Annotated in this window: 11 protein-coding genes; 4 read left to right on the top strand and 7 right to left on the bottom strand. The window is 47.2% G+C overall.

Annotation, left to right across the window (positions count from 1 at the left end):
- Nucleotides 1-67: 67 nt before the first annotated feature.
- Nucleotides 68-1,312: an MFS transporter gene (locus ACJJID_RS06815; RefSeq protein ID WP_444922035.1), complete on the top strand. Its 1,245-nt coding sequence runs from the start codon at nucleotides 68-70 to the stop codon at nucleotides 1,310-1,312.
- A 122-nt stretch (nucleotides 1,313-1,434) separates the two neighbouring features.
- On the opposite strand, the gene ACJJID_RS06810 is transcribed toward ACJJID_RS06815, so the two are convergent.
- A complete protein-coding gene (locus ACJJID_RS06810) occupies nucleotides 1,435-3,075 on the bottom strand; it encodes an acetolactate synthase large subunit (protein WP_444922034.1) in 1,641 nt (546 codons plus the stop codon).
- Between the two features lie 453 nt (nucleotides 3,076-3,528).
- Here ACJJID_RS06810 and ACJJID_RS06805 point away from each other — a divergent pair, with 453 nt between their 5' ends.
- The gene (locus ACJJID_RS06805; protein ID WP_444922033.1) at nucleotides 3,529-5,418 is read left to right on the top strand and encodes a potassium transporter Kup; all 1,890 of its coding nucleotides are present in this window, start codon (nucleotides 3,529-3,531) and stop codon (nucleotides 5,416-5,418) included.
- Nucleotides 5,419-5,556: 138 nt separating this feature from the next.
- Here ACJJID_RS06805 and ACJJID_RS06800 read toward each other — a convergent pair whose 3' ends face one another.
- From ACJJID_RS06800 to ACJJID_RS06785, 4 genes are all read right to left on the bottom strand, one after another.
- Complete coding sequence (locus tag ACJJID_RS06800; protein ID WP_444922032.1) at nucleotides 5,557-6,330, bottom strand: penicillin-binding transpeptidase domain-containing protein; 774 nt, start codon at nucleotides 6,328-6,330, stop codon at nucleotides 5,557-5,559.
- A 139-nt stretch (nucleotides 6,331-6,469) separates the two neighbouring features.
- Nucleotides 6,470-7,789, bottom strand: coding sequence for a hypothetical protein (locus ACJJID_RS06795; RefSeq protein WP_444922031.1), 1,320 nt, complete (start codon nucleotides 7,787-7,789; stop codon nucleotides 6,470-6,472).
- A gap of 284 nt (nucleotides 7,790-8,073) precedes the next feature.
- On the bottom strand, nucleotides 8,074-8,880 hold the full coding sequence (locus ACJJID_RS06790; protein ID WP_444922030.1) for a matrix metalloproteinase-11: 807 nt from the start codon (nucleotides 8,878-8,880) through the stop codon (nucleotides 8,074-8,076).
- A gap of 329 nt (nucleotides 8,881-9,209) precedes the next feature.
- Nucleotides 9,210-9,452 (bottom strand): DUF1428 domain-containing protein, encoded by a 243-nt coding sequence (locus tag ACJJID_RS06785; RefSeq protein WP_444922029.1) that lies wholly within the window; start codon nucleotides 9,450-9,452, stop codon nucleotides 9,210-9,212.
- A 1,122-nt stretch (nucleotides 9,453-10,574) separates the two neighbouring features.
- Between ACJJID_RS06785 and ACJJID_RS06780 the strand changes: the two genes are divergently transcribed.
- Together ACJJID_RS06780 and ACJJID_RS06775 are read left to right on the top strand one after the other, a co-directional pair.
- A complete protein-coding gene (locus ACJJID_RS06780) occupies nucleotides 10,575-13,244 on the top strand; it encodes a S8 family serine peptidase (RefSeq protein ID WP_444922028.1) in 2,670 nt (889 codons plus the stop codon).
- Nucleotides 13,245-13,257: 13 nt separating this feature from the next.
- Nucleotides 13,258-13,809, top strand: a complete 552-nt coding sequence (locus ACJJID_RS06775) for a hypothetical protein (RefSeq protein WP_444922027.1) — start codon at nucleotides 13,258-13,260, stop codon at nucleotides 13,807-13,809.
- A gap of 394 nt (nucleotides 13,810-14,203) precedes the next feature.
- Here ACJJID_RS06775 and ACJJID_RS06770 read toward each other — a convergent pair whose 3' ends face one another.
- Both ACJJID_RS06770 and ACJJID_RS06765 read right to left on the bottom strand, forming a co-directional pair.
- Nucleotides 14,204-17,350, bottom strand: a complete 3,147-nt coding sequence (locus ACJJID_RS06770) for an efflux RND transporter permease subunit (protein WP_444922026.1) — start codon at nucleotides 17,348-17,350, stop codon at nucleotides 14,204-14,206.
- 13 nt (nucleotides 17,351-17,363) lie between these two features.
- Nucleotides 17,364-18,614: an efflux RND transporter periplasmic adaptor subunit gene (locus ACJJID_RS06765; protein ID WP_444922025.1), complete on the bottom strand. Its 1,251-nt coding sequence runs from the start codon at nucleotides 18,612-18,614 to the stop codon at nucleotides 17,364-17,366.
- Between the last annotated feature and the right edge of the window lie 4 nt (nucleotides 18,615-18,618).

Here is an 18,618-nt window from a genome sequence, read left to right as displayed (position 1 = left end):
CTATCTTCTTCCCAGCGCCGACATTTATGGCGCTGCTATCAATTAGCAATCCCATAGGGGAGATTTGATGTCCGCGATGAGCCGCCTGGCCCTTCTGGCTGTGGTATTTGTCGACCTAATGGGACAAGGGCTGCTTTTTCCCATCATCAGTGAGCTGGTCATGTCGACTAAGTTTCACTTTCTGCCAAGCGATACCCCGCAACCCACACGCCATCTTTTCTATGGCATCGTTATCAGTAGCTTTTTCCTGGCTTGGTTTTTGGGGTCTGTATATGTCGCGAAGCTATCCGACAGTATCGGACGTAAGAGTGCAATGGTGCTTTGTCTGGTTGGTGCGCTGGCAGGCTACACCATCACGGTTGTAGCGCTATTCACCAGTAGCCTGTGGTTGCTGATTTTGGGGCGTGTAGTGAGTGGATTTACCGCAGGCAATCAACCCATCGCCCAGGCGGCAATGATTGATGCCAGCCGCAGCGAACTGGAGGCCTCCAAAAACTTGGGGCTACTGGTGGCGGGAATGAGTGCTGGCGCAGTAGCCGGGCCAATTATCGCCGGCGTATTAGCCGACCAGGCGCTGTTGGGCAACATCGCGAGTATTCAGCTCCCTTTTTATTTCGCGCTGTTGCTGGTTGCCGTTACCCTAGGCCTGATTTTGGCGTTTTATCACGATAGCCGGAAACCTACGGCACCTGTTCAATTACGCTTCCTCGACTTGTTCAGGCAATTTGTTCACCTGAAAGACCGACCACAGGTTGTCAGACTATGTCCAGCCTACCTGAGCTTCATGCTGGTACACCTCAGTTTTTATATCTTTATCACCAACTACTTGAACAGCCGCTTTCAACTCGGGCTACTGGGAACCAGCATGGCCATGCTGTTTATGGGGATCGCCGTGGGTATATCCAGTATTTTTCTGGTGAAGCCCGTGTTATCCCGCTGGAGCAAGCCCCTGATCATTAAAGTGTCGGCTTTAATCATGGGCGCTTGTGCTCTGGTGTTTGCCTTTAGTAGTCAGGTTTGGCTGTGCTATGTGAGTGTGTTTATCGCCTATTTATGCTTTGGGCTTGCTTATCCAGCACTACTACATCTATTTGCCCAGAGTGTGGATGAGAGCGAACAGGGCTGGGTAATGGGTATCGCCACGGCCGGATTTACTGTAGTAGCGACTCTTATCTCGCTGTTGGGCGGCGGTGCCATGGAGATCAATATCCGGCTGCCATTCTTTATAACTGCCATCGCTGCCGTCTTTGTTTTGATACTGATTAGGCTCGGCTGGCGTAGTCGCGCGATGAAAAAAATTATTGAAAAGTAAGAAAGGTTCTCATTGTAAATGTTATTGCAATATCGCTGCAGCTTAAGGTAGCCGACTCTTGAATCGTGACGAAAGCTACGGCGATATTGCTATTTCTTTAGACCTCAATCTAAGACCCCAACCTATAGCTTGCTCGCCAGATCCTTAATTTCATGATTCAAAATCCGATCGTTATGGCTGTAATCCATGGGGACATCAATCAAGTGCACACCTCCCTCCTTACAGCACTTCTCAATCATCGGCTTCAATTCATCTGTCGCCTCTATGCGATGACCCTCAGCACCATAAGATTTCGCATAGGCGACAAAATCAGGGTTGCCAAAATCAAGCCCGAAGTTTTTTAGCTCCATCATGGACTGCTTCCACTTGATCATGCCATAGGCATCATCGCGAAGAATCAACACAATCAGGTCCAACTTCAGGCGCACAGCGGTTTCTATTTCCTGTGAATTCATCATAAAACCACCGTCTCCACAGATCGCCAACACCCTGCGATCGGGGCAGACCAGTTTGGCCGCCATAGCCGATGGTAGACCGGCCCCCATAGTGGCCAGGGCGTTATCTAAAAGTACGGTGTTCGGGTAGTAGGCTGGATAATTGCGGGCAAACCAGATCTTGAACATGCCATTATCCAGGGCAATCACGCCCTTCTCTGGCATCACCTCCCGAACATCCTTCACTAAGCGCTGGGGCCGTATAGGGAAGGTATCCACACTCGCCCCCTCCTCTATTTGCTTCAGCAGCGCCGAACGTATGCGATGGGCATCGCTAAAACTCCAATGCTCCTGGGGCTCCAGGCTTTCCTGCAGCTGCCATAGGCTATTTGCAATATCCCCTATCACTTCTATCTGCGGAAAATAAACCGGGTCCACCTGGGCCGCATTAAAGTTGATATGTACAACTTCGGGCCCACCAGGGCGCATAAAGAACGGCGGTTTCTCCACCACATCGTGGCCCACATTGATAATCAGGTCCGCCTGCCCGATTGCGCGGTGAATAAAGTCCTCATCGGATAAGGCCGTGTTGCCGATAAAGTGTGGCCCGGACTCATCGATCACCCCTTTGCCCATCTGGGTGGTGATCGCGGGAATCCCCAGTTTCTCGACGAACTTCCTCAGCATCTTCGAGGTCAGCTTTCTATTTGCGCCGGCGCCTATCAGTAATAAGGGCTTGCGTGAGGCGGTAATAGCCTCAGCCGCTTTGCGAATGGCTTTCTCTTCGGCAATGGGGCGGCGGGAATAACTGATTTCGAGCACTGGCATAGATGAGTGCTCACGGGCAATATCCTCAGGAAACTCCAGGTGTGCGGCACCGGGTCGCTCTTCCTCGGAGCGTCGAAAGGCTTCACGCACATGTGCCGGCACATAATCCCCACCGACGAGGGTTTTGGTGAACTTGGTGAGGGGGCGCATCATGTCCACGATATCAATAATCTGGAATTGCCCTTGCTTCGAACTCTTGATGGGCTTTTGGCCGGTGATCAATACCATGGGCATCCCACCCAGCTGGGCATAAGCCGCTGCGGTGACGAGATTGGTGGCGCCTGGACCCAAGGTCGATAAACAGACACCGGACTTGCCGGTGAGGCGACCATAAGTGGCGGCCATAAAGCCTGCGGCTTGCTCGTGGCGAGTAAGGATCAATTGTATTTTGGAGCCCCGCAGAGATTCCAACATGTCGAGGTTTTCCTCGCCGGGAATACCAAAAACATATTCAACCCCCTCGGCTTCCAGGGCGCGCACAAATAAATCGGATGCTTTCATAGGAGCGTCTCTCGTCGTTGTAAGCTCTCAAGAGTTAGGCAAATATGGAATGTCCTGCGCCTCTCTAATACCCTCCCAGAGGCCCGAAGCTCCCCCCACCTTTCGCCACTCTTTTCTGCAGTGACATGATTTTGAACATACAGATGTAAAACCCCTCTGAGTTTTAGCACAGGATGACGTCTTCCGTGCCCTAAAACTACACTTTTCCCAACACTCCACCCTCAGGAATTACTCTGAAAGACAGAATTCCTCCATACGCACTGCTTGCTAATATCTTTGAGTGGTGAACACCATCTAGAAAGGCACTCCCCATGGATTTCACGAGTCGATTCAATGACTTCATGTTGCCACCTGCGACTCTTTCCACCTTGATGGGAGCCCGCTTCAGCTTGCCGCTGACCTGCAACCACCGCACAAAAAATAGCTTTCCCGGACTTCGCTAATAGCGCCTTTATGAAGAGCAAAGAGAAGGGCAGCAAGGGGAAATGGTTTCTATCGCTCGCCGCGCTTGGCGTGGTTTTCGGGGATATCGGTACCAGTCCTCTTTACGCGGTTAAGCTGATCTTTCACTCGAGATACGGTATCCCATTGACCGAGGCCAATATCCTGGGAGGGATATCTGCAATCTTCTGGGCTCTGATCGTGATAGTGACAATCAAATATGTCACCTTGGTAATGCGTTTGGATAATCGCGGCGAAGGCGGCATCATGGCTCTGATGACGCTGGCAATGGAGGCCTCAAAAGGACGCAAATATCTGCAGTGGTTTGTGGTCACTGCCGGCATCTGCGGTGCTGCTCTGTTCTTTGGCGATGCCGTGCTAACCCCGGCCATCTCTGTACTTTCAGCCATTGAAGGGCTTGAGGTGGGCAACCAGACACACAAAATCCTGGTTGTACCAATTGCCATAGGCGTATTAATCAGTCTCTTTTTTGTACAACGTTACGGCACATCAACTGTAGGCGCCCTATTCGGGCCAGTTACCGCCCTGTGGTTCCTCACCCTGCTGGCGGCTGGAATTTCCAGCATCATCAGCAACCCCCAGGTTCTTCAGGCCATAAACCCGGCGCACGCCTTGAAATTCCTAACCACCCACGGATTTAGCTCTTTTGTGGTACTCGGTGCCGTTCTGCTGGTTTTTACCGGAGCCGAAGCGCTTTATACCGATATGGGACATTTCGGTCGTTCTCCTATTAGGATGGCCTGGCTCGGATTGGTATTTCCTGCTCTATTTCTGAACTATATGGGGCAAGGGGCGCTGTTAATGAGCGATCCCAATGCGGTGGACAACCCCTTCTACCGCATGTTTCCCAGCTGGGGGCTTTACCCGGTGATTGTGCTCGCCACCGCGGCTACAGTCATAGCCTCCCAGGCCTGTATTACCGGTAGTTTTTCTATGGCCAAACAGGCCATGCAACTGGGCTTCCTGCCCCGCCTTGCCCTCAAGCACACCTCTGCCCACCTGGAAGGGCAAATTTTTATGCCGGGAGTCAACAGGCTGCTTATGCTGTTAGTTATTGGCGCAGTAGTGGGTTTCGGCTCCTCGACCAACCTGGCCAGCGCCTACGGCGTTTCTGTAAGTGGTGCCATGTTCATAAGTACCTGCCTAGCCGCGGTTGTTTATCGCATTCAAATGAAATATCACCTACTGTTGTGCATCTCCGTTGCAACCTTCTTTATCTGTATCGATCTGTCATTCTTCTCTTCCAGCCTGCTTAAAATCAGCCATGGGGGCTGGTTCCCTCTTGGCCTGGGCGCAATAGCGTGTATTTCCATGTTCACCTGGAGGGATGGCAAGGAAGTATTGGCGCAACATCTTCAGCGGCAGGAGTTTAAGCTGGAACCCTATTTGGCGGCTCTATTGAAGAAAAAACCGATAAGGGTGCCTGGAACCGCAGTGTTTCTTATCTCCAGACAACTATATGCCCCTCACGCCCTGATCTATAACCTGAAGCACAATAAAGTTTTGCACGAAAAGTTACTGTTTATTACCGTATCTTTTGTAAACACCCCACGAGTGATGCCCGGTAACCGGTACATTCTCAGCGAAGTTGGAGAAAACAGTTTTTACTTGCTCCTACGTTATGGCTATATAGAGCAACCGGATATCTGGAAAGTTCTCAAAAGGATACGTTCAAAAAGAGAGTTGGATATCGAGCCGAATAAGGCCTCATATTTTTTAACCCGGCAGACCATCATTCCTACCAAACAACAAGACAGTCACATGTTCCTCTGGCGGGAGCGACTCTTTGCTGCCATGTTTCGCAATGCTAGCAGTGCCGTGGAGTATTACCGGATTCCTGCAAGCCGGGTGATTGTCATGGGCGAAAAAATTAGAATATAAGTTAAGCGGTTAAAAGGTGGCACCGATCAGCGCCACTTCTCACCTTGCTCTGTTGCAGTCTTCAAATTCTGGCACTTGTTGTGACTGGCCAATTATCTACTCTGGAACTAAGAAAACTAAAAGAAACCCTTAAGAAAACTAAATGGCCCCAAGCCTGGCCAAATGCTGCCGGGCGAATCTAATGCGCTTCGTCTGTATTTCTGCAAAGCTCTTACCATCTATATTCGCGGCAAAGAAATACATATTGTTTTCAGTTTCTACTACCCCAACATACCAGCCTATAGAAAAATTATCGGAAATTTGCCCACCCCCGGTCTTCGCATAGAGTTTATAAGAATCCGTTTCCTCTACCAGCATCACTGCTTTAAATAGAGACAATGTCTCTTCAGAAACGGGCAATGAACCGGAAAACAACTTTTGCAGGAAGTCGACTTGTTCTTTGGCCGATATCTTTAAGCTGCCATTTAGCCAAAATTTATCCAAACCCGAGGAAATATCTTTATTTCCATAATCGAACTTGGTCAAATATTGACTCATCCGCTCCTCGCCAACTTGAATGGCTAACTGACGGTAAATAGGCACTGCGGAATTCTGGAATGCCGCCCGGATGGGGAGTGGCTTGTCATACCAAATACTGGGCCACCATCTTTGCGCTGGATACTTCAAGTGATCATAGGTTAATTCTTGAACAAGACTGCGAACCACTCCGGCATCCAGAGCAATCAGGGTATTCGGCACCTTGAAGGTTGAGAAAGGGGTAAGCCTGACATCTGCCCTACTTTCATTGACAACTGAGTAGGTGGCCTCTTTGTGATTCTTAAGAACAAATGTGCATGACTTGCCACATTTGATATTTTCTGAAGACCAGGCAAGACTGCTCACGAAAAGAGCGAAGAACACGATTACTTTCAAGTTAAACTTCCCAAAGATGTAGATTGAAAAGACCCTCTGCTCAGGGTAGCAATCATAAACGATCCTGCCGCATTCTCACCCGTCTTCATTTCAAAAGCACGCACGGTTTAGTACACGATTATGCCGTCATATTAATCCGCTAGTGGATATACTTGGGTCCTCTACTAGACCGTATCAGCTCCACAAGAGCTTTATGAGCATCGACAAAACCCAGCCCAGTATTATTAGCACCCAAATGAGAGTGCCTTGCTGTGCCCTGAAGAGCCTGCACAACCATTGGTACAGCCTCACCCCTTGAGTAGCCATAGTGGTCTGCCGCATCCAATAGCAGCGCACTAACAGCTGCCAATTGTGGAGCTGCAAAAGAGCTACCAGATTCAAAGTTTTGACTAGAAGCCGAGTAGACTGCATCACCTGAGATGGCAAAGCTTCGGTTAATCGCCAACTCGTTATAGCCAGGAACTGTGGCGGTGAGAGACACCTCATCGGAAAATGGCTGCAAGTTGATTGCAAACATCAGGTTTTGATTCCCCGGCATGCCTTGGTTTTGCAGCAAGAAAGCTTTAATCAGTTCCAAATCATAAGTAAAGAAACTTCCCAAAGGGGGAAGTCCCAGACGTTTACGCACATCCGTATTCTCACCGTTCAAATCCGTACCCGTGTTTCCAATCGATTTGGTGAAAATTTTGGACTGTAAGATATGTGAGAGATGTCCTGAAAACTCTGGGTCTAACTGATCATTGGTGATATGGAAGGCCCGGCTCATATTAATCACACTGATATCATCGCGACTGCGCATATAAGCCATAGCTTCATTGTACGTCTTGCTCTCGGTGCTTATGGGCACAATGGTGGCCTTAGGTGCAATATCGAGGATAATATCAATGACAGTATTGCCATGCAGGAAAGTGATCGGATCACCAAACTGAACTTCAGCTTCGATATTAGGGTTCTGCTCACGTTGCTCCTGCAAACGGACAGGATCAAACAAATCAAACACCCCAATAACAATACCCTCCCCATCAAAGTGCCTAACTAGATTGTGTTGTTTAAGGTTATAACCGGGCACATAGGGATACAGTAAGCCATTAAGCTCCTGTCTAAACAGATCCAAATGTGCGAGAGCGGATTCAAAAGCCAACCTATTTTCCTCTTGGTAGTCCTCTGACTGAAAGGTGTACAAAAGCTCCGCGAGCACTGTAAATTCAGTAATTGACTGCCCCCACTTATGCATTTTTAGCTCATCGACCATATAGAGCGACTTCGCACGCCCCTGATATTGGTCAAACTCAGCAGCCAGATAATCATCCAGAATTGGAGTAACAGGCTCTTCCCAAGGCCACGGAGTCAGCGCCTTAATCACCTGCAATGAACTCCTGGCCTGATCTACGTTGGGATCTGATGCAAGGACCTTTACGCTAAATACAATCAGCAATACCACAAATACTATTTTATTCAAAACAGCTTCCTTTTTATTGAAATATATTTTGGATACTAGCTTGAAAAACCAATCACTAAGAGCTTTAAAGAATGGCTATCAATTTTCACAGCAATGTCTCTTAGTGAAAATAAATAGGATCATGGAACGTGTTCAAAGGCAATATGCCGATTAAAAATAATGAGCTGAATCAATCCACACATAAAACAAGCGTTCTTGGATCAAAAGGAGTGGGTTATTAAAGATAGACCCTCTGCCGTAATAGTTAGGCTCATTAGCTCACCAACTTTAGAGCACTGTAGAAATCACCCAATTGAAACTTCAAGAGAAACGGGTATCTGTTCAATAGCCTCATGATAGGGTTTAACAAATCTAATTTGTGCCCCATCAATTTCAATAAGTTGTTTAGACCAGGCTAAATCATAAAGAGCTTTTAAATCATTCTTATCAGCTTCGGTGAGTTCACTATTTTCACCATAGTTCATGATGGTGAACGGCTTATGCACACCATAGATCACACTGGGCCAAGCTTCCTCTTTCAAATCAGCAAAGAAATGCCTTAGCCCAAATATATGGCCCAGTTCGTGAATCATAGTATCAACCTGCTCTTTCCAGCTTTGTTCAAACATTGTGGGAAAGAGCACCAGTTCATTACGCCCCGGATTAGGAAAAAAGGCGCGCGCTAATGTACAACCTGCCACACTACAATTTTCTACAGGCTCCACTCTGATTTTAAAGTCCCAAACATTTGGGTTCTCGTTAAATTTCACCGGAGAAGCATCGCCCCACTTTAACAGGGCCTCTCCAAGTAGAACTCGAATATAGTCTTTAACTTCATCTGGGTTTTTAAAATACCGCAAAGATTCTTCATCAAACTTCCACCTTAGAGTTACACCCGCTTTCCAAAGGGGAATGTACCCCTCCCCACTGTGTAACACCAAATCCAATGGGGATCTATTCTCTACAGCAGAATGTCCAACTTTATCAGTGACGCAGATCTTATTGTCACCATACCTATGAACTAAGGGCACAGCGCAAGAATCACATTCTTTTTTTGACTTAAGCTCCAGGTGGAGCGTTTCCTTTACATAGCTACCATTTTCTGTTGACACTGTTATCCACCAACATGTATGAAAGAACTATAACTAGAAGATAATTCATGTTGGATAAATCGAGGAGATATGCGTGGTCTCTTGCAGCAGAATCCTTTCGTGACATGATTAAAACCTCATTATCTATGCCATGACACTATTCTCATTACTAAACCAAAAGCAGTTAACACAATTAAAGATCGGCAATGCAAATGCATGAGCCAGTACATATATACATTTGTGCCACTTATAGCGCTATATCTCTTATAGCATTGTATCTATAGCTCTTCTTTTTATATCTCTAAATGTCAAGGATGATACTAAAGCCACCATAGATAAGTCGCTTACCATCAAACGGCATCGGGCTTTCCTCTAGCTGCATTCTTGGCTGCATCCACAAGATCTTGCCAGCCAGCATCACGAATCTCTTTTGAAGGCCAAATAGTCCACGAAAATACAACAGTTTCACTCTCTGTACATTTTATAGCCATAGGGAAGGAGGTGACTTCACCATCAGGAACATCATCCCCCCAGATTTCCATAACCTTCAAGGCACCCTGCTCTTTAAATAGTTCTGCAAGCAGTCTTTGCATACCCTATATAAGCATCTTTCTTTGCAGTAGGTACTGCCACCACGCAACCATCTACCTATGACATTTGATCACCCTCTTGAAATTTATCTTGGATGGGAGATCTACCAGAAACATCAAAAACTCGGCCTACATATATAGTACAACCTCAAAGACAATACCCTTCATTCTTCCCTCACTATCCAAACCTCACCGGCTTTTCCACACACTAATTTAAAAGAATCAATGCCAATACCTTCAATAAATCTACGACTTTCCTAGAGACTATTTCATAAATTGAAAACGGCTTTTCTCACGAAATTACTTAGAAAAAGGCCAGCATTTGTGATTCGATTCAAACCTGCGTTAAACAGCAATCAGTGAAAACTGATCAAACCTTGCCTTCCCGATCTTAAACGAGAGAAAGAAATCCCAAAGCCAATTGATAATCAAACATGTTTTGAAAGCATCTTGTGGATTTCACGTTCAGATGCCTGATGGAAAGACCCTCCTTCACACTCCCCCTCACCAAGTACTTGTTGGAGAAGACCTCAATTTTGAGAAGAGCAAAGAACTTGACTACGTTAATATTGATTTTTACGTTGCCTTAGTAAGCACTTGTATTTATATTTCTTCAAATTTTTTGTCTACTTCCGGCGGGTCCAACTCAAACTACTGACAGGTACAAACTGAATACGTCATAGATCTGCAGAGTGGCATAGCTATCCTTTCGGTAGTTTGATCCCCTTATTACATTCGACGAGTCCAAAATCAAGATAACGAGCGTATTTTTGGAATTTTTTCCTACCCTTTAGCCAGATTGATATTCCCTCTCAGATTTTAGTGTTCAGCTAATTTCGAATAACAGTGACTCATTTAAACTCATATCGCTTCTACCTATCCAGCTTTAGAGTCCAGCGTAGACTCTCTAGCAACACACGTAAGGCCATTAGCTTTAATTCTGAAGAACATTTCCTTTTATCAAACCGGTTGATATTTAATCAAAAAATAATCGAATGTCACAATAAAAATCAAAGACAGGATGATGATATAGGCTGGCCAAGTTTAATTGGATAATCACCTTTGAGGTTGTATATAATGCCAATACCCGAGAATTACTTAAAATAGGGATAATGGGGAAATTTGATGAATAAAAAGATGTTTCGACTTTCTGCAATTTCGGCAGCTGTTCTATTAGCCTTAACGGGCTGTGATAGTAATAGTAACTCGTCGTCTGATCCTGTTGCTGCTACTCCTGTTGCTTCTGCTCCTACACCTACACCCACACCTGCCCCTACACCTGCAGATCAACCACCAACTGCTAGCAATGTAACAATCAGTGGTGTAAAGCAAGGAATTTCAGTATCTGGAGAACTATTGGGCAACGATCCTGATGGTGATTCTTTAACCTATAGCTTTTCAGAAAAAGATAAGACTATTAGTTCTGTTGATGGCGTTTATACATTTAGCCATGGTGAATTATCAGTAAATGGTAATCAGTTTGAATACACCTCAATTTCAGGACAAGACGCCTCTATTACTTATACCGTAACAGCTAATGGCGCTTCAGCCTCTGCTAAGATTGAAATCATCGCCGATATTCCTCCAACAGCGAACACTGTTACTATAGATGGTGCAAAGCAGTGGATACCGATATCTGTCGAGCTGCTGGGCAACGATGAAGATGGCGATGAGTTAGTCTATAGTTTTTCTGAGAATGGTGTGGCTGTTAATGAAGTTGACGGCATTTATACTTTTAGCCATGGGGAGCTTAAAGAAGAAGACGGTCAATTTGAATATAGATCAATCTCTGGACAAGATGCCACAATTACTTATACCGTAACAGCAAATGATATCTCAACATCTGCAACAATTGACTTCTTAAATGTTGCAAATGACCCACTAGCTTATCAGCAGTGGCACCTTCGCAATACAGGGCAAAAATCTTATGCATTAAGTGAGCAGATGGCTCAAGGATTGGTAGATGCTGGATTTTACACTCCCGTAGAAGCTGCCGAAGCACTTGCAGAAGGTGAAGCCGAGGAGCTTGTTGCCGGCGAAGATATGAATGTTGCAGCTGCTTATGCTCAGGGTGTAACTGGTGCAGGTGTAACAGCGGTTGTCGTAGACTCTGGTTTAGAAATTCGTCATGAAGACTTAATAGATAATGTACTAGTTAATCGCTCTCTCAATTTAGCTGTATCGGCAAACGACAGAACAGACCCAACCAGTCTTTCCAATAGCGGCGATCATGGTACTAGTGTCGCGGGCTTAATTGCTGCTAAAGGCTGGAACAATATAGGTAGCCGTGGCACATCCCCAGATACTGGGTTAATCGGCATGAATTATTTGGGCGGTGATACAATAGAGCAAACCGAACTGTTAATTCATGGGTTTCCGGGAAGTGGTATTTCTACAAGTGAGGAAATCTCAGCATTTAATCGCAGCTACGGTATCACTTGGCCAGCTTTTATTGCTTACTCTGCTTTAGATGAAGCTATTGAATCTTACCCTAACCTTATGCTTCGAAGCGGCAAAGGTGCTTTGAACATTAAGTCTAACGGTAATTCTTTTAGAAGCGGTGGCCGTGAAGGGAGTTTCTGTAAAGATAATGGCGCTAAGGATTTAGGCCTTACTTGTTACAGCACAGCGTTTGAGCCTAGTCAGGCCCACCCATACTACTTGAGTGTTGCTGCGGTGAACGCTAATGGCAAACATACCAGTTACTCAACAGCTGGCGCGAGTACGATGGTGTCGGCTCCTGCGGGTGAATATGGTCGTTGGGCACCGGCAATGGTAACCACAGACCAAATGACCTGCATCAATGGTTATTCTGGCTTCAATGGTGGAACAATCAGCGCTTGGGGCGGTGCCTATGGCGAAGATTTTGCTGCCAGCCAGTTCCCGTTCAACTACCCTGGCCACCCAGAGAATGTGAGCTGCAACTATACATCAACTTTCAATGGGACATCTTCCGCTGCACCAAATGCATCGGGTGTTGTGTCTCTAATCTTATCCGCAAACCCAGAACTGACTTGGCGTGATGTTCGACACATTCTGGCTTCAACAAGTACTTTGATTGACGCTGAAAACGAAAAAGTTAAGCTCACACTTCCAGATGGCTCTTTCTTTGCCCATGACGGCTGGGTTGAAAATGCGGCAGGTTATAACTTTAATAACCTCTATGGCTTTGGCCGTGTTGATGCCGGCGCAGCTGTTGCTAAGGCTTTAGACTACTCAGAAAATCTTGGCGAGCAAATTATCACCGAATGGAAAGGTCTAGGCTCAACTGCTGGAGAAGAAGCCTTGCAGGCAACTATTCCAGACAACAGTGCAATTGGTGTAACCCGGAAAATCGAAGTAACAGAAGATATCATTATTGAAGCTATGCAATTCGAGTTTGATATCCGCAATGATGATATGGGGTCTTTTGTAAATGATAATCTACTATCCTCTGCAGGTAACGACCTGGCGCTTGAAGTAGTCTCTCCTTCAGGTACTAGAAGCGTTCTACTCTCCTCTAAGCAGGCATTACTGGAGGCTTCTTGGAGCTCTGCAAATGGATATAGCGAAGGTTATATATTGGATGGTGCCGTATTCCTATCTAATGCGTTTTATGGTGAAAATGCTAGGGGAACTTGGACTATCAAGGCACTAGATACTGGTGACACCAACTTTGAATTTAGTGACACAGAAGATCTCGTTATTCTTGTAAATGAAGAGACAGAAGAGAAGCCGACAGGCATGATAAACAATCCCGTAGAAAGTGTTCTAGAGGGGGTATCATTAAGAACATTCGGTCGTGCTGCTCAATAAGAAGGATAATACAATGAAGTTAAATAAATTACTGATCTTGACTGCCGCATTATGTGTATCAGGCATGGCGCAAGCTGGCTCTATTGATAGCATGAACAAAAAAGATGTTGGAACCAAACAACCAAGAACTTTACCTGCTGCAAGAACAAGTTCTGCTGAGTTTGGCATCTTTAAAGTTGAGCGATCACTGAAAAGTGTTCCATCATCGATTGCTGCACCAGAACATATTGTTGCAAGAAAGGGTGAAGTAGCCATAGTGAATATCGGTGACGATTCTGTAAAAGATGTTGTCGGTAAAGGTACAATCGTACGAAACACGATAACGAAAGAACTAACAACTCTAACTGGAAACGTAACAGTTTTATTAAGTAAAAATGTTACTGCGTCTGAAGTAGCAGAAGCTACCGGCATGAAAGTATTGTCGGTATTTCCTGGCACTGACATTGCCATCTTAAAAGTTAAAGAAGGTAATGATTTGCTAGAAGCTTTCAATGCAATAAAACAATCTGGCTTGACCATTGAAAGTCGGGTTGAAGTTACTGAGACCATGCACAAAGCACAGTAGATAAAATTAACCTATATAGGTAAGTTTTATCACATAAAAAAGGCATCACTATAAGTGATGCCTTTTCAATTATGGACAACCGTTAATGTCTGGGACCAAGGATGTGAACCAAGCAGCTCCCAAGAACACTCCCACAAACAACTTAAACTTCCAGTTACCTAGATTTTTTTGAAGCCCCTAACTGTGATTGAATACTCAAAATTTCAGATGTGAAGTAATTTGCGCTGAAAACTATGACTATTAAAAAATCACCTGCGATTCAAAGCATCGTAGCGCTAGTATGCTTAGGCCAGACAGAGTGGAAACGTATTTGTCAACTTTCGTATGATTTGCAATAGGAGTCCAACTCATACTAGCTCTAAACCCCTGAGATAGTATGAGTAAGCTGGTCAGTTTATTCGACTATTGTAGTGTCCCTATTAGCCTCTTCTCTTCCATGCACTATCTGATACAGCAGCGGCAATACAAATAACGTCAACAATGTCGAAGAAATAATTCCCCCAATCACTACTGTGGCAAGGGGTCTCTGCACTTCAGCCCCTGTACCAACGTTCAAGGCCATAGGTACAAAGCCGAGACTGGCCACCAATGCAGTCATCAACACCGGGCGCAGGCGGATCATGGCACCGTCGACGATTGAAGTGATTAGCTCACCACCCTGCTGGCGCAGTTGGCGAATAAAAGAGAGCATCACTAGGCCGTTTAACACCGCCACACCGGAAAGTGCGATAAAGCCTACTCCAGCTGAAATTGACAGGGGCATACCCCGCAACCACAGGGCCAAAACACCCCCAGTCAGGGCCAAGGGAACGCCAGTAAAGATAATCAGAGCATCCTTAAAAGAACCAAAGGCCATGACCAGTAAACCGAGGATTACCAACAGCGTTAGCGGTACCACGATGGACAGGCGAGTACTGGCGGATTCCAACTGTTCGAAGGTACCGCCATAAGCCAACCAGTAACCTGCAGGCAGGGAAACCTGTTGTTCGATGCGTGCCTTCGCCTCTTCAACGAATGATCCCAAATCACGGTCGCGTACATTGGCTGTTACCACCACGCGGCGCTTGCCATTTTCCCGGCTGATCTGGTTCGGGGCCGGTGCCATTTCCAGACTCGCCACTTCTGATAAGGGGACGTAGCTACCCAGCTGGCTGTCAGCAGGTAAAGGAATAGGCAGGTCGCCGAGATTTTCGTAGTCCCTGCGCAACCCCTCTGGCAGGCGTACCACCAGCTGGAAGCGGCGATCACCTTCATAAATCAATCCAGCCTCTTCCCCCCCAATGGCGGTAGAGACCAGATCCTGCAGGGTTTGCAGGTCTATACCGTAACGGGCGAGCGCAATGCGCTTGGGCACAACAGATAGCACAGGAAGGCCCTCCACCTGCTCTACTCTCGCATCGGCAACCCCTTCAATTCCATTTAATACGCTTAAGATTTCATTGGAAGAAGCGACCAGCTGACCCAGATCGTCACCGAACACCTTGATACCCAGGTCTGCACGTACCCCAGAAATCAGTTCGTTAAAACGCATCTGGATTGGCTGGGTAAACTCGTAGTTATTACCCGGCAACTGGCGTACGGCCTCCTCGATTTCTGCCACCAACTGCTCTTGAGGCAGTTTCGAATCGGGCCATTGGTCCCTGGGTTTCAGGATCACAAAATTATCGGCCACACTGGGCGGCATTGGGTCTGTCGCCACTTCTGGTGTACCAATTTTCGCGAATACTTTATCGACCTGTGGAAATTCCTTAATACGCTGCTCCAACAATCGCTGCATTTCCACCGATTGCTCTAAGCCTGTACCGGGAATTCGCAATGCGTGTAGTGCTATATCCCCCTCATTAAGCTGCGGAATAAATTCGGAGCCCAAAGTAGTCGCAAGCCAGCTACAGAACAGTACCAGTGCTAGCGCCCCGGAAAGCACCAGCCAACGTACCTTCATAGCCGCGATCAACAGTGGTTTATATAGGGATTTGGTGGCGACGATCACCTTATTTTCTTTCTCACTGATTTTGCCAGTAAGGAAAACAGCCACCGCTGCTGGAACAACAGTCAATGAAAGCACTAACGCAGCCAGCAAGGCCATCACCACAGTAGCCGCCATGGGGTGGAACATCTTGCCTTCCACGCCGGTAAGCGTGAACAAAGGGATATACACCACAGTAATAATCAGCACACCAAACAAGCTTGGGCGAATCACTTCGTTGGTCGCCTGGAATACCAACTCCAAACGCTCATGCAGAGGCAGCTTGCCCCCCTTGCGATGCTGTGCTTCGGCAAGTCGACGAATTGCATTCTCCACGATTATCACGGCCCCATCGACAATCAGGCCGAAGTCGAGGGCACCGAGACTCATCAGGTTGGCGGAAACACCGGTTTGCACCATACCGAAAAAGGTAGCGAGCATGGAAAGCGGAATTACCGCTGCGGTAATAAAGGCTGCGCGAATATTCCCCAATAAAAGGAACAACACCGCGATCACCAGCAGAGCACCTTCGATAAGATTTTTCTGCACGGTAGCAATGGCTTTATCTACCAGGGTGGTGCGATCGTAAACCGTCTCTACCTTGATACCTTCAGGCACGGTGGATTTCACCCGCTCCAATGCCTCCGCCACATCGCGAGCAACTTCGCGGGAATTTTTCCCCACCAGCATCATGGCGGTACCCAATACAGTCTCTTCACCGTCGCGAGTTGCAGCACCAGTACGTAACTCTTTGCCGATAGCCACTTCGGCCACGTCAGAGATTTTTACTGGCACACCGGCGCGACTGGTAATAACGACATCTTCGATTTCAGCGATATTTCGCAGCTGTCCCGGTGAGCGCACCAAAAGTTGGCGACCGTTATTCTCCAGATAGCCGGCACCGCGACTCTCGTTATTGCGACGTAGGGCTTCGGCAATATCTTCCATGGATACGCTGAAGTTGAGCATCTGCCGCGGGTCTGGGGTTACGTGATACTGCTTGTTGTAGCCACCGATGGTGTTCACTTCCGTGACACCCGGCACCAGGGCCAATTGCGGCTTGATGATCCAGTCCTGGATTTCCCGCAAGGCTGTGGCATCGTAAGGCTGCCCGTTCGCCTGGATAGCACCGGGCAGAGCCTCCACCGTATACATAAAGATCTCACCGAGCCCGGTAGCGATGGGGCCCATTTCCGGTTCCAGCTCCGGTGGTAGATTGCTCTTAATGGCGCCGAGCCGGCTATTGATTAAATTGCGGGCAAAATAGAGGTCTGTGCCCTCCTTAAAAACCGCTGTTACCTGGGAAAGTCCATAGCGGGAAAGGGAGCGGGTATATTCCAGATCCGGTAAGCCGGCGAGTGCGGCCTCGACTGGGTAGGTAATCCGCTGTTCAGCCTCTAAAGGCGAATAACCGGGAGCCTCGGTATTAATCTGTACCTGTACATTGGTGATATCGGGGACTGCGTCGATCGGGAGTTTCTGATAACTCCAGACACCCAGCCCCACCAATACAAAGATCAGGGACAGCACAAAGTAGCGCCGCTCAATAGAGAAGCGCAGGATGCTTTCAATCATCTTCTGGCCCCTCTTAGTGGTTATGGGCGGCGCCGGATTTTTCGATATCCGCTTTGATCAGGTAGCTATTCTCAGTGACATAACGATCACCCACCTTGAGGCCACTCAGCACTTCGGTCACTCTGCCATCGCTACGTCCCAGTTTCAGCGGACGGATCTCATAGGTATCCCCCACCTTGATAAACACCACCGTCCAATCGCGAAATGGTTGCAGAGCTCGGTTTTCCACCACAAGAGGCACAGGGTTTTCACTGGTGACCACCTGCCCTTGCACCATAAGATCTGTAGTCCAGAGATCGTTGGGATTTTCGATAGCCGCTCTAGCTATCGCAAAGGGCTGGCCGTTACCCCCAGGAGCGAGACTGGTAATGGTTGAATCGAAAGTGCGGTCCCCAGCGACAATGGAAACCTTTTGGCCCCGACTGATCTGACCGCGGCGGGTTGGGAATACCTGCAGTTCAGCCCACAACTGGGTGTAGTTGGCGATGGTGAACAACACTCGCTCACCGCTGAATTCGCCACGGCTGGTCTGCTTATCGATGATCTGCCCATTGATAGGAGCGACCAAGGGATAGGTTTGCAGACTGTCATTGGATTCAATGGTTGCGAGCTTCTCCCCTTTTTCTACTAAGTCACCCAGCGCTTTTTCAATAGTGACTACAGTTCCCGGGTAGCGTGCCCGCACATGACTGATACTGCGGTGATCAATCGCGGTTTTGCCATAGAGGGTCACACTTTCTTTAATAATTCCGGGGCCAGCGACCGCTGTTTCAATTCCGGCTTTTTTCGCCATCTGTGCTGAGATTTGTACGCGTCCTTCGTGGGACTCATATTCCCACTCACTACGCTTACCGTTATACAAAACAGAGACTACGACATCGAAAGAATGGGGTTCCATCACTGTGCCTTCGCCGCGGTAATACCCGGTACTGGATTCCCAGGTAAAAGGAACTTGCTCTACATCCCCACCGAGTCTTTCCACTGTCACCGAGAGTCGGGCGTTGTTGAGTAATTTACCATCACGATTAATCCAGGCTCGAAATTCCGATTGCGCGCCGTTTTCATAAATAAGCAGCTCTACTGTTAAAGCGTCTTTTTCGAGTAAACGACCACCGTTCGGGCCCTGTTCAATATGGGAATCTTCCTCACCGGAATGTGCACCATGATTCCCCCCGGCATAGGCCTGGTTCGCGATAAAAAGCCCAATGAAAAGGAGGGACAGCGAAAAAGTAACCCGCTGAATCGCTTTTACTAATTTATTCATAATT

The organism is Microbulbifer sp. CnH-101-G, assembly GCF_052466775.1.
This window is presented reverse-complemented; position numbering and strand designations above follow the sequence as displayed.